Source organism: Armatimonadota bacterium (assembly GCA_020354555.1).
Lineage (GTDB): Bacteria > Armatimonadota > Hebobacteria.
The window spans coordinates 3819500-3832408 of the sequence record CP070648.1 but is presented as its reverse complement, the minus strand read 5'-3'; the positions used below and the strand labels follow the sequence as shown (position 1 = coordinate 3832408).

General features: G+C 65.4%; 11 protein-coding genes. 5 read left to right on the top strand and 6 right to left on the bottom strand.

What is annotated here, in order from left to right:
• Positions 1–848, top strand: an 848-nt coding sequence (locus tag JSV65_15660; protein ID UCH33976.1) for a heparinase II/III-family protein, incomplete at its 5' end; no start/stop codon positions are given.
• Positions 849–1011: 163 nt separating this feature from the next.
• Here the strand turns inward: JSV65_15660 and JSV65_15655 are convergent.
• A complete protein-coding gene (locus JSV65_15655) occupies positions 1012–1737 on the bottom strand; it encodes a hypothetical protein (GenBank protein UCH33975.1) in 726 nt (241 codons plus the stop codon).
• A gap of 550 nt (positions 1738–2287) precedes the next feature.
• On the opposite strand from JSV65_15655, the gene JSV65_15650 reads away from it, so the two are divergent.
• The 3 genes from JSV65_15650 to JSV65_15640 all read left to right on the top strand — a co-directional run bounded on the left by JSV65_15650 (position 2288) and on the right by JSV65_15640 (position 4974).
• Entirely contained in the window at positions 2288–3118 is an 831-nt protein-coding gene (locus JSV65_15650) for a hypothetical protein (protein UCH33974.1), read from the top strand.
• A 197-nt stretch (positions 3119–3315) separates the two neighbouring features.
• On the top strand, positions 3316–4044 hold the full coding sequence (locus tag JSV65_15645) for an SDR family oxidoreductase (GenBank protein UCH33973.1): 729 nt from the start codon (positions 3316–3318) through the stop codon (positions 4042–4044).
• A gap of 21 nt (positions 4045–4065) precedes the next feature.
• Complete coding sequence (locus JSV65_15640; GenBank protein ID UCH33972.1) at positions 4066–4974, top strand: NAD(P)-dependent oxidoreductase; 909 nt, start codon at positions 4066–4068, stop codon at positions 4972–4974.
• 47 nt (positions 4975–5021) lie between these two features.
• Here JSV65_15640 and JSV65_15635 read toward each other — a convergent pair whose 3' ends face one another.
• The 3 genes from JSV65_15635 to JSV65_15625 all read right to left on the bottom strand — a co-directional run bounded on the left by JSV65_15635 (position 5022) and on the right by JSV65_15625 (position 8220).
• The gene (locus JSV65_15635; GenBank protein ID UCH33971.1) at positions 5022–6017 is read right to left on the bottom strand and encodes a hypothetical protein; all 996 of its coding nucleotides are present in this window, start codon (positions 6015–6017) and stop codon (positions 5022–5024) included.
• 62 nt (positions 6018–6079) lie between these two features.
• Positions 6080–7237 carry a hypothetical protein gene (locus JSV65_15630; protein ID UCH33970.1) on the bottom strand — a complete coding sequence of 386 codons (1158 nt, stop codon included), beginning with the start codon at positions 7235–7237 and terminating at the stop codon, positions 6080–6082.
• 110 nt (positions 7238–7347) lie between these two features.
• Positions 7348–8220: a sulfurtransferase gene (locus JSV65_15625; protein ID UCH33969.1), complete on the bottom strand. Its 873-nt coding sequence runs from the start codon at positions 8218–8220 to the stop codon at positions 7348–7350.
• Positions 8221–9059: 839 nt separating this feature from the next.
• Between JSV65_15625 and JSV65_15620 the strand changes: the two genes are divergently transcribed.
• Positions 9060–11216, top strand: coding sequence for a multicopper oxidase domain-containing protein (locus JSV65_15620; protein ID UCH36807.1), 2157 nt, complete (start codon positions 9060–9062; stop codon positions 11214–11216).
• A gap of 138 nt (positions 11217–11354) precedes the next feature.
• Here JSV65_15620 and JSV65_15615 read toward each other — a convergent pair whose 3' ends face one another.
• Complete coding sequence (locus JSV65_15615; protein UCH33968.1) at positions 11355–12326, bottom strand: zinc-binding dehydrogenase; 972 nt, start codon at positions 12324–12326, stop codon at positions 11355–11357.
• A complete protein-coding gene (locus JSV65_15610) occupies positions 12319–12687 on the bottom strand; it encodes a hypothetical protein (protein ID UCH33967.1) in 369 nt (122 codons plus the stop codon). The genes JSV65_15615 and JSV65_15610 overlap by 8 nt, the downstream gene beginning before the upstream one ends.
• Between the last annotated feature and the right edge of the window lie 222 nt (positions 12688–12909).

The window sequence follows — 12909 nt, the reverse complement described above, 5'->3', positions numbered from 1 at the left end:
GCTACCTGCTGTTCGATGCCGGGCCGATGTACTCGCACACCCACCAGGATGCGCTCGCTTTCCAGATGTACGCCTATGGCGATACGCTCATCTGGGACGGCGGCACGTGTAACTACAACCTGCCCGAGGACCGCGCGTATTACCGCCAGGCGCGCGCGCACAGCCTGGTCATGATTGATGACCTCGATCTACAGCTCGACGACAAGCCCGTCGTTCACCACTGGCTGAGCGAGGAGACGTTCGACTTCGTGGATGGCGAGGCAGGCTACACGAACGTGCCGGTGCGCCACCGGCGCCAGATTCTCTTCGTCAAGCCCGACTACTGGATCCTCCGCGATGTGCTCTCCGGCCGCGGCGCGCATCACTTCGAGCAGCAGTTTCACCTCGGCGTCGACAGTCAGCCGCAAATGGAGTCTGACTCGCGCGCGATCGTGACACAGAAAGCCCAGGGGCCGAACGTGTGGCTCGCGTGTGTCGCGCCATCGCAGGCCGTCGCGGAACTCGTGCCCGGTCTGATCTCCTATAACCACGGAACGCCGGGCGTAACGAGTAACCTGGAGGCGCCGGTGGCGAGTTTCCGGTTCGAAGGCGACTGCGATGCCGGCCCAATCACGTTCCTCACGATCGTGGTGCCGCTGCGCGAGGGCGCGTCTTCGCCCGCTATCGAGACGCTCCCGCCGCCGGCGCCGGGGGCCGTCGCGTTTCGCGTCACCACCGCCGCCGGGACGGACGACGTCGTGGTGGCGGGTGAGGCGCCGGTCACCCTCGGCGCGTTGACGCTGCGGAATCAGATCGGGGTCCTGCGAGCAGGCGAGGCGTCGCGCGTGATCACCGTGTCCGCCGACTGACCTCGCGCGTGCCCGACGCGCGTGCCACTCAGGCAACGCCGGGCCGCGAGCGCGTCTCGTGTGGATTCGCCTGTTGCCGCCCTCGATCAGCAGCGGTCACCATGAGTACCAGGCCCACGCCAGCTGCCGCCAAGCCAGGTTCCACCTGCGAACGACATCCCGCTTACGAGCAGCACGCGCAGGGCGCGATGAGGCAGCAATGCGCGCATGCGTCGCCGCAGCAGCAGCACGTCACGGTTTGAGTCTCCTCCTCCTCGCTCCATCCACCCGAACATCCCCAGCCCCGCCATCGCGGTCGCCCGGCAGGACGCTCTGGCGCCTTCGGCTTTTCGCGTCGAATCCTCTTCCCGCCCTCCGACTCGCCGCACGCCCAGGCGATCTTCCGGCGCAGCCCGCGTGAGAAAAGCTGCTCGACGACTTCCCGGTGCCGCAGCAGACGCAGGCGCCCAAGCGCCTCCCGTAAACGCTCCATCGCCGCATCGGCCAACGCCGCTCCTTGCGGCAGTGCAGCCGTCCCAAAGCACGCCGCCAGCGCATTGAACCGCTCGTGGGCGACGTCCTGCGCATAGTCAGCGCGCGCGTCGGCGACATAGGCCAGGCGACCGAACCAGCGCCCTACATCACGCACCACCGCCACTCCGCCGTGCGCACCGGCGAGCGCCGCCGTGTGCCCGAACACAGTGGCGTAGGCTCGTTCCGTCGGCGCGGCCAGCGCGTCGAAGTCCCCCGAGGCTTGCTCCGTCAGCGCTGCCTCGCGCTGAGCTTCCGTCAGCATGGCCGGGTCGAAGCCGACATCCGTGAGGTCATGTCGCGCCCGCCGCGCTGCGGGGCGAATGATCAACGCGCCGAGACGCGCAACCCAGCGCGGCGTCACGTCGCCGTCGCGCACCGCATCTTCGAGTCTCGCCGCAGCAGCGGCTATGGCAATCGAGCGAGCGAACCTGGAACCGGGAGACCTGGTGCTGACGACTGGCAGGTGGAACGGCCGTCGGAACAGGCAACGGCTCGGCGACGGAGAACCCTCCGCGGCCGGCGTCTGCGCTTCCACGAGCAGCGAGAGGAGCGCCGCGTCCGGCGTCGCTAACAGGCGCGCCTGAGGCCCGAATGATCGCGACAGGCTCTCGCACAGCCCGCACAGGTGCCTGCGCCATACCCGTCGCGCAGCCCCGTCAAGCGCACATTGACAGCCCGCGAGCAGGCCGTACATCGCAGTATATCTCCCCACGGCCCCGGCCGCCCCGGGGCCGCCCTCGATACGCGGTATTACTTCCGCCGCAGGCGCCGGGTTTCCCCTTCGCTTCCACTCCCACTGTGGAACAATTAGGTAGGGTTCGTGTAGCCCCGGAGACCTGCCAAACTGGGGAATCATGCGAGCCCGTATTGGGGGAGTCCCGGCTCACGCCGCGACGGCCGAGGCCCCGTGTAAGAGGTGTCTCACGATGGTTCGTAAGCGAATTCTCCTGGTGATCCTTCTCACCTGTCTCTGGGCGATTGCCCTCGTCGCGCTCACGCCTGCGCCCGTTGGTGCGGGGCTGGACGTGAACCTGGTGGTTCCCGCGCCCTATCTCGTCGTCACCGCCCAGGAACGCGACGCCGGAGACTTGCTCCTCCTGACTGCGCTGGCGGCGTTCTTCGACGCCGATGTGCATGTTGTCGTCCCGCTCTACCCGAAGTGGAGCATTCACGACATCGTGCTCATCCTCGCCATCGGCCACCACTCCCACCGCGAATTGGGCTACATCGTTCGTATGCGTGAGCGCCATGGCTGGGGCTGGGGTCAGATCGCGCATCGGCTCGGCGTGCACCCGGGCGCGTTCAACAAGCAGCGCGTGTGGGCGAAGAAGAACGACAAGGCGATAGGGGAGCAAGTCCTCGTGCGCAGCATGGCCGGCTACTGGGGGCTGCCGGTGTCCCATGTGAAAGCGATGCGCGGGCGCAACTATCCCGCGCGTGAGATTGCGCTCGCCGCGAACGTCGCGGCGCCGTCGGGCAAGCCGTTCGGCGATGTGCTGAAAGCGCGCGCGTCGAAGCAGAGCTGGAAGGATGTGTCCGCCCGCGCCGGCGCCGACCCGAACCAACTCAACAAGCCGGTCAAGGCGAAAGGCCGCCACGGCACCCCGGCCACGAAGGGCAAGCCCGCCGCGGCTTCTCAGCAAGCCGGCAAGTCGGACAAGCCCGGCGGCAAAGCCGCTTCGTCGGGCGCGGGAAAGGGCAAGGGCGGCAAGCCGGATCAGGCGGGCAAAGGCAAGGGCAAAGGGGCGAAGTCGTAGCGCTCACCGCCGCGACCCACGACAACTGCGCAATTGCCTGGCGTGACGTCGCTCCATCGCGCTGAGACGAGAGAGAGGATCAACCTCCGCCGTCGCCCGTGCGCAGCGTCGCCGCTCTCTCGCCGCGCGTTCCGCTTGACTCCTTCTCCCCTGGCCCCATATACTACCCGCGACCACACTCACCCCGGAGCCGATACGTGTCGTGCCTCAAAGACAGAATCGCCGTCGTCACCGGCGCGAGCCGGGGCATCGGGCGGGCCGTGGCCGAACTCTTTGCCCATCATGGCGCGACGGTGATCCTGACCGCGCGCGGCGCCGACGATCTCGACGAGGTCACAGCGGCCATCACGCAAGCGGGCGGGCAGGCATTGGCCGTGCCCGGCGACGTCACCGACGAAGCCTTCGTCGCGTCACTGTTCGACACCATCCGCCGCCGGTTCGGCCGATTGGATATCCTGGTCAACAACGCCGGCATCTCGGCTTTCGGTGCGGTCGAGGAGCTGCCCGTGGCGGAACTTCGGCGCTGCCTGGAACTGAACGTCGTCGCAGCGTTCGCGTGCATGCAGCAGGCGATCCGCCTGATGAAGGACACCGGCGGCACGGGGAAGATCATCAACATCGGCTCGGTGCGCTCGCATTGGAGCGAGGCCGGCGACGCCGGCGCCTACAACGCCAGCAAGTACGGCTTGCGCGGGATGACGGAATCCGTCGCCCGCCAACTCCACGGCGCCGGCCTCAACATCGCGGTGGGGATAGTCTGTCCCGGGGTCGTTGATACGACACTCACCAATCCCGGCGGCGAGCCGCGGCCCGATTGGCTGCAGCCGGAAACAGTCGCCCAGGCCGTGCTCCACGCCGTCACCGCGCCGCCGGATGTCAACATCTTCGACACCGTCTTGATCCCCTTGTCGCAGAAGCCGTGGTAGGAATCCCCGCGAGGTCCAGGGATGACTGACGCCGTTCGAGTTGTCATCACCGGTGCCTCCGGACATCTCGGCTCCCACCTCGCCCCCGCCCTCGTCGAATCCGGATTCGAGGTGACGGGTCTCGACATCGTCGAGCCGGCATCGCCGCCGGACGGATGGACATGTGCGCGCGCCGACCTCACCGACGCCGCTGCCCTCGCGGACGCGCTGGCAGGTGCGCAGATGATCGTGCACTGCGCGTCCATCCATCCCTGGAAGCCTTACACCGATGACCAGTACCTGGATTCGAACGTCAGGGGCACGTGGAGCCTCTACGCGACCGCCGCTGATCTCGGCATAGAACGGATCGTGCTCACGAGCAGCATCGCCGCCGCCGGATACCATCGCATCCCGCCCGAGGCCTGGCCGGTCAGCGAGGATCGGGTCTTCCCGCTCGGCGACCTCTACAGCTTCACCAAGCGCGCGCAGGAGGAGATTGCGCGAATGTTCGCGGATCTCGGCCGCGTCCAGACCATCGCCCTGCGCCCGCCCGCGTTCATGCCGAAGCCGGAGCTGGAGACCGGATTCATGCTTACCGGCAGCTTCGCCGTCGTGCAGGACATCGTTTCGGCGCACGTAGCGGCGGCGCGCGTGTTGAGCGGGTTAGAAAAGCCGGGCGAGCCGCTGCGGGCATTCGAGGCGATCAACACTACCAATGCGCTCCCATATAAGGCCGAAGACGGCATACTAGTGGGGCCGGACTGGAACGTCAGACGCCTGGTGGAGAAGTACTGGCCGCGCGCGTACGATTGGCTTGTCTCGCGCGGGTACAAGGGGAGCGGGCTTGCGGCCGTGTACGATCTCGGCAATGCCGAGCGCTTGCTTGGGTGGCATCCCACCTACAACTTCGAGCAGTGGTTCGCCGAGCACGGCGACGGGCCGCTCGCGTGACGGCGGGATCCGGGCGTTGCGGCCGCGGATGGCACGCGCTCAAACGACTAGGGCGCTGATGATGCGACGAGATCACGCCGCGCCCCTTTGCGCAGGTTGCGTATCCACATCAATGCGGCAACCCAGGCCACGACTGAACCGACAACGCCGGTCGCGATTGCGCGCGGCGCCGGCCAGGAACTCTCAAGGCCCAGACCGATTGCCACAAACAGTCCCAGGGCGCTGCACACTTCCATCGCGATGAGCAGAGCGGTCCGCTGCTTATACGCGGCGGTGTCTCCTCGGTGCCTCCGCAGTCCCGCATAGAGCACCCGCATCGGCACGACTGCCCAGATAGGAAGAATCAGGATCCCAAGCAGGGGGACAAGCTCGTGCCAGTAGCCGTAGATTGCTCCCGGCTCCGTCCATGTTTGCCAGGGGGGCGGCCCCGACAAAACGAGCCAGGCCGCGCGGCCAAGGTCGACCACAACCAGCAGACTCCACGTTGCGCCGCCGATCAAGTAGCCAGGCCGGATCCCCTCTGGGTCCTCTCGCTCGAGCGCCTTCGGCCACCACCAACCGACGAGATAGGCCATCACGCCCAGGATCGCCGCGGCCCACACCCCCAGCGAAACTTCGTCTGCTGCTCTCGCTCTTGCTGCCCAGTAAACGATGGCGACGGTTTCGAGTGCAAGAACGACTGCCCACGCCCGTGCGGCCTTCCTATGCCAAGCTGCGGGCTTCGCGTCAACCACGAGTTGCAGCGCAATTACGCCGAGAACCGCCGGCATGGGCATGGAGCGGCTGGAGTAGAACACCACTCCAATCAGGGTAAGCCCGAGCGCGTACGTGCCGAGAAGCGCGGCCAGAGAGAGGCGCAGTGCGACAGCGATGTTGGGCTTCACATCCCTGCGAGCGCGCAAATGCCAGAGGAGGACGACGAGCGCCGCGAGCGCTGCAATCCACACAACTGCCTTCGCTACCGCGTGGAACACGTTCGGCTGCCCCTCTCTGCCGCCGCCGGCAACCGGCACCGCGCCGAAGCCCTTGGGCGACCGCGGCACCCGCCTCCAGGCGGCCTCCGGCGGCGCTCCGTTGATACGATTCCCGCCGCCGGCGCGAGTCCCTACTTCGCTTTGAGCGGAATCACCTCGAGCTTCGAGGGTTCGTTGCTTTCCGCGATCAGCTTGTCGCCCACGCTCAGCACGATGGCTTCGGGTGCGGATGCCTCGTAATCCACGCCGGTCTCTCCGCGCACGAGCCTGACGTTGGTTACCTTGCCGCCGGTTAACCGCACCGTCGCCGGATACAGCCGCTGGGTGTACTCAAACGTGCCGGCCCCTGCTTCGATGATCCGTACCGGCGGCGGCGCGCCCGTCCAGGTCACTTGGTTGGTCGGCGTTTCGGCTTTGTCGGTGATGAAATCCTCGGGGATGAATCGATCCCGCCCGTGGATGATGTTGACCTGATTCCCTTCGGCCGCTTCCTCGAATATCAGATCGTTGCCCTCCGGGAAGCCGCCGCGTGTCTTCAGTTCGATCGCGTTGTTCACGCCGAAGATGTCAACGCCCCTCACTTCAGCCGCGCCCTGATCGACTCCGACAGTGAGCGTCAGCGTGTTCTGCTTGCTCTTGCTGCCGAGCTTCAGGAGCGTGCTCCTGTCGGCATTGGTGTGCAGGTGCATGCATGTCACGCGATTGTACGCGAATGCGCCGTCCGCATCGGGCATCTCGACGCACGTCGCGAAGTTCAGCACTGCCGTGAAGTAGAAGTCGGCGTGCACAATCGGCGCCTTGCTCGTGTCAAACACGACTCCCGCGCCGCCTTTGCGCTCGCCGCGCTCGAACGGCCGCGGGTCGGCAATGGACGACGCCCTGATTTCCGAGTCGGTGAACACGGCGAACTGGTCAATCGGCACCGGGTGTTCCGGCTTGACCCTCAGCGCGGCGCCCATCCCGCCGTACACGAGAATGCCGAATGTGAAGTGGCAATCCATCCCCGAATCCACGACGAGTAGGTCCTTGTCCGCCGGCCCGACCCAGTTCAGCACGTACACCCCGCCGTCGATCCGGAAATCCTGCGTCGCGGGAAGGCGAATCGTGTCGGCAATATGGTAGATGGCGGTCCGGCCGCCCCACCCGCCCTTGACGTACAAGTCGCGCGCGTGCTCGACGCAGTAGTCAATCGCCTCCTGCCACCCCGCCGTCTTCGTGCCGGGCGTGTCCGGCCCGAAATCCCCGGTGCCGTCATGTGCCACGACAACCATCGGCGAAGGCGTCGGCATCTGTAAACCCTCCTCGTTGCCAGCGGCCTCGCAGATGATGCCGGTTCGGCAAGACAGCAGCGCCAGAAACAGCGCTACCATTCCTGGGGATCGTGCGTTCATGGCCGCGATCATTTCGGGCTCGCGCCCGTCGTGACGGGCAGCTCGCTAATGTTCGACCACTCATTGAAGCTGCCATCGTAGTTCTTCACGTTCGGGTAGCCGAGGACGTACTTCAGCGTGAAGTAGCTATGCGCCGACATTTGTCCCTGGCCACACGACACGATGATGAGCTTGTCGGGCGTCGCATCCAATTTCTCATACGTGGCTTGTAGCTCCGCGCGGCTTTTCCAAGTGCTGTCAGTATCGAGGTCATCTCCCCAGAAATGGTTGACTGCACCTCTAATGTGCCCCTTCCGCTTCCACAATCCCTTCTCGCCGGTGTACAAGTCCGTGGGACGCACGTCAAGCAGCACCGCGCCACCTCGGTTGACCACCTGTCTGACCTCTGCCAGCGTTGCCCGCACTTCGGGATGCAACCTGATCGTGAACCCCGCCGCACGTATCTGGGGATAGTCCTGAGTGACCGCATGGCCCTCATCCTGCCACTTCTGAAAGCCGCCCTCGAGGACCGCAGCCCGCGCGTGCCCGAGGTAGTCGAGCGCCCAGATGAGATAGGGCGCCTTGTAGTCACCGCGCTCCGTGTACACGATGACCATCGTGTCATTGCCCACGCCCATTCTGCCGAGCATGATCGCCAGAGCCTGTGGTGGCATTAACATCCCCGGCACGCCGTGATCCGCGAGCCTCATCGCGTCTGGCGCATAGTAGACCGCGCCGGGGATGTGCCCCTGCCAATAGTCGGCGATCTTGTCGCGGATGTCTATGATGCGGATGTCGCCCCGCGTCAGGTTGCGGTATAGCCACTCCGTGCTGACGATGCGCTGAGCCGCTGGAGCGCCGCCCCCGGCCGTTGCCAGAGCAGCCAGCACTGCGCCAGCCATCAAGCATCCAAAGCGCTTGCGACATGCCATCGCATGCTCCATTCCCTCGCGCCTTCCGGCGAGATATGGTGTTGCTGCACCCCCGCCGCGCAGCGACGGCGGTTGCGCGGTTACGGATCGGACACTCGGTTAGCCGCGTTCGCAATCATCTCCTGTCCGCGGGGGAGTGCAGGCCGCCGGCGATGACGCGCACCGCACCTTCGCTCGGAGTATGCTCAGAGATGGCCTGCGCGCCCGGAGCCAACCGTCAGCTCTTGTATGATCTGTTGCACACCTCACCAGTGTCCTCCCCGGTATTGTGTGGCAATCGGCACGCGCTGTGTCCGCGTCGCAGCCGTGCGCGCGTGTTTGTGGATCGTCTTGGCGGATCGGGCATACATTCCTCCGTACTTGTGTCGCCTTCGCAACAAGCTACGGCTTGACCACTAAGTGCTAGCCCGTATTATGAGATTGCCGCGACGCAGCATAGCGATTCTCGCCAGCCCTGTCGGTGCTATCAGCGACTTCGATCGAATCCACGCGATCCGCCAGCCCGATGTGTCCCGCAGGTCATGATGTTGTTGGTGCAGTGCGTCCGTTTGACGACGCCGGGGCATGGGCGTGCATCTATTGACATGCAGGCACGTGGCACACTTCGTGCAACTGCCGGGATGTCTGAACGACTGGTGTAAGCGAGCATCTTGCTGACGATATCTGCCGCGGGAAGGAGGTGGCATCCTACCGGATATCTCAAGCAGCGACTGACATGAGATTACGTCTGACGCACGCAGTAGGTAAGTGATATACGCGACAAGGAGGACAGACAATTGACAACAATTCACGTAAGAGCAGCCACCAGGATGGCCTTCCTGTGGCCAGCAGCGTTAATCCTAACTGGGATCGTGCTCTTCACATGGAGCGCCCCGGGCGCGTTTGCGGTGCCGATCCCGGGTGGGGACTTGGACCCGACGTCGGTGCCGAAGTATGTGACGCCGCTGGTCAAGCCGCCGGTCATGCCGCAAGCCGGCAAGATCAAGGTGACAGGCGGCAAGAACATCGACTACTACGAGATTGCGGTGCGCCAGTTCCAGCAGCAGATCCTGCCTGCCACGGACGCACTCGGCAATCCGACCTTCCTGCCGGCGACAACGGTATGGAGTTACGGCCCCGCCGATGATCCGAGAACCGTCGCTCAGGGCGGCCGCTACTTCTACCCCGCCTTCACCATCGAGGCCAAGTTCGCCAAGCCGGCACGAGTCAAGTGGATAAACGACCTCGTCGACCCGGTGACCGGCGACTATCTCCCTCACATCATCCCTGTGGATCCGACCCTGCACTGGGCCAACCCCATAGGAAATAGGGACATGCGCCCACCGGCGGACCCTTTCGATCCTTACTGGGGCAATCCGCTTCTGGGGGCCGATTCGCGCTATACGGGTCCCGTCCCCATGATCACGCACGTCCACGGGGCGCACACCTTTCAGGAGAGCGACGGCTACCCGGAGGCCTGGTACCTTCCCGCTGGGAGTGCCGGCGTCGTGGGTGTGCAATGGACGACCGGCACCTATTACGACATCTTCGCAGCTAACGGAGTGGAACCGTGGGGCGACGGCTTCGCCGTGTTCGAGTATCCCAACGACCCGCGCGCCACGACCCTCTGGTACCACGACCATACGCTAGGCATGACGAGAGTTAACGTGTACGCCGGCCCGGCGGGCTTCTACCTCATCCGGGGCGGCCCCGACGACATGGTGCTGGACAGCAGAAAGAAGAAGCCCACGCCGGCGATTTTGCCCGGCCCCGCCCCGGGACCCGGCATCAATCCGTTCGGCGTGTTCTACGAGATCCCGATGGCGATCCAGGATCGCTCCTTCAACGCCGACGGATCCCTCTTCTACCCGGATCACCGGGCGTTCTTCGAGGGGCTCAACCCGTTTCCGACGAGTCCCTATCTCGACATACCGTTCATCCCGGATCCCGCAGTCGGCGGTCCCAGCGATGTCTCGCCGATCTGGCAGCCGGAATTCTTCGGCAATGTCATGGTGGTCAACGGCCAGAGTTGGCCCTTCCTGGATGTCGAACCGCGCCGCTACCGCTTCCGCCTACTCAACGGGTGCAACTCGCGCTTCCTGATCCTACAGTTCAGCGATCCGCGCGTTCAGGTATGGCAGATCGGGGCCGAAGGCGGCTTTCTGCCAGCGCCGGTTGACATCAGTACCATCACGGGCGGCATGCTGCTCGTGGGTCCCGCAGAGCGGGCCGACGTCATCGTGGACTTCACCAACGTGCCGATCGGCACGGCGGTGACGCTGCTCAACCTCGGCCCGGATGAGCCCTTCGGCGGCGGCGTGCCGGGCATCGATTTCGACCCGGCCGATCCCCTCACGACGGGCCAGGTAATGGAATGTCGCGTGGTGCCGTTGCTGAGCAAAGACGACACCACGCCTCCACAGTTCCTGCAGCTGCCGGTGATTACGCCGCTGGTTCCCACCGCGACACGGTACATATCCTTGAACGAGGAGGAGTCCCAGACCGTGTTTGTCGAGGAACTGTTTGACGGCTCCGTCGTGTTCGACCCCGACGGCGATGTGCCGTTTGGCCCGACGGCGGCGTTGCTGGGCACATTCGACCCGGGGACTGGCCTGCCCACCCCGCTCCTGTGGATGGATCCGGTCACCGAGAATCCGGCCGTGGGCGCCACCGAGACGTGGGAGATCTACAACTTCACGATGGACGCCCACCCCGTCCACATCCACCTCGTCCAGTTCCAGGTCGTGGATCGACAGTTCCTGGCCTTTGGCGGCAGCGGGGAGGTGATCGGGTTTGTCGGCGCGCCGATGCCGCCGGAAGCCTGGGAGACGGGCTTCAAAGACACCGTCATCGCGTACCCCGACCAGGTCACTCGCGTGAAGGCCAGATTCGACATCGCGGGTCTCTACGTTTGGCACTGCCACATCGTGGAGCACGAGGACAATGAGATGATGCGGCCATACCGCGTCGGGCCGCCGCCAACTTAGCGCGTGGGCCGGATACGCCACACCGAGAGGGCCGCCCGAACGGCGGCCCTCTCAACACATGAACGCGCTGCGATTCCCGCTGATCGCCTCAAGGCGCGGCGCCCTCGGCACGGCGCGAGCTGGCTCGTCCGAAGATGATCACGCCCAGTCGAAGATCACGCCGAGCAAATCCCGCGGGCGGTCCCGCAGCATGGCATAGATCTCGCGAGCCTGCTCGATGGGCACGCGGTGGCTCACCAACGGCCCGACCAGGACCTCGCTGCGCCGCATGTACTCGATCAGTTCGGCCAGTTCCTCCAGCGAGAAATGACACGCGACCTCGATTGACGCCTCCCTGATGTGCAGCAGGCCCCAGGGACATCGTATCTCCGACCGTACCGCCATCGAAGCGACCACTCCTCGGTATGCCAGCAACTCGTTCGCGTGGATGTCATGGAACAGCGACTCGACGCTGCATGCGTCCACAATGCGGTCGAACGGCCCGGCCTCCTTCAATGCCCTCCACACGCCGTCATCGGTGGCGTTCACCGCGCGATGGGCGCCGGTTTCCTTCGCGACCTCGAGGCGCCGCGGTGCCATATCGGTTACCGTCACCTCCGCGCCCATGACCCGCGCGGTCTGCGCCGAGAAGCTGCCAATAGGGCCGACGCCCGCCACCCACACCTTGTGCCCGGGCTGCACGCGAATGCGCTTGATCCCCCGCAGCCCCACCCCCGCCACGCCGAGCAAAGCGCAGTCCTCTCGGTCAACGTCATCCGGCAGCTTGATCGTCAGATGCGCATCGGTCGGCGATGGCTCGCCCTCGCCGATCTCGACCATGTGCCACCCGCGGTGGCCGACGTAGTGGCCGAAAAAAACCCAGTCGCCCGGCGCAAACTGCTTGACCTTTGCGCCCGCCGCCGCGACCTGCCCGACGTGCTGGTAGCCGTGGCGACCGGGGTAGTGCCCCCAGCCGTGCTCGCCGACCAGGGCGTGCCGCTCGGTGCCGTTGGTGATGCCGGAGTACCGCGTCTCCAGCAAGATCTGGGTCGGGCCCGGGTCGGGTGGCGATCCCAGCTCGACGAAATGCATCTGCCCCTGCGCGGGATACTCGATCCCTATCTCACGCACCGCCGTGCTCCTTGCGCCACTCCTCCAGCGGCGTCTTCCTCACGACCAGCGTCGGCATGTAGCCCTCTTTGTCCAGATAGTAGTGGCCAGGCGTGTGCGACCCCTCCGGCAGCGTCCCGGCGAACGGAAAGATCAGCACTTCGTCATCGAGCGGATCGCAGCCGTGATCGACGCCCGCTTCGACCATCCAGATGTCGCCTTGCTCCAGAACGAACTCGTGTCGCTGTCCGTCGCGGTCAACCGCATGCGCTCGCGCGCGCCCGCCCATCATGACCCACGTCTCGTCATGGTCGTGAAAATGCATCTCCACCGGTGTCTGCGGCGTAAACTTGAGCGGCTGCGGCTTCTTGAACACAGGCATCTCGCCCGCCTCCTTCCGTGCATCGCTCAGTCCTGTGTCAGCTGGTCGCCTGGGACGCGACGGGACTTGGCCGATGCGCGCATGCTGCGTTCGCTCGGGAAAGCCGCGTTTCCTGCCTGACCAGTCCACCCGCGCGGGGAGGCGATTCCAACTCGGCGGAGAAGAACGTTGCAGCGAGAGCAGCCCCGGCCTGAACGCCGACACGTGCCGGAAGGGGGTGTG

Bases quoted from the DNA above. Each gene is read 5' to 3' on its own strand.
- JSV65_15650 (UCH33974.1), top strand. From the start codon at position 2,288: ATGGTTCGTAAGCGAATTCTCCTGGTGATCCTTCTCACCTGTCTCTGG.
- JSV65_15640 (UCH33972.1), top strand. From the start codon at position 4,066: ATGACTGACGCCGTTCGAGTTGTCATCACCGGTGCCTCCGGACATCTC.
- JSV65_15630 (UCH33970.1), bottom strand. From the start codon at position 7,237: ATGCCGACGCCTTCGCCGATGGTTGTCGTGGCACATGACGGCACCGGG.
- JSV65_15625 (UCH33969.1), bottom strand. From the start codon at position 8,220: ATGGCTGGCGCAGTGCTGGCTGCTCTGGCAACGGCCGGGGGCGGCGCT.
- JSV65_15620 (UCH36807.1), top strand. From the start codon at position 9,060: ATGGCCTTCCTGTGGCCAGCAGCGTTAATCCTAACTGGGATCGTGCTC.
- JSV65_15610 (UCH33967.1), bottom strand. From the start codon at position 12,687: ATGCCTGTGTTCAAGAAGCCGCAGCCGCTCAAGTTTACGCCGCAGACA.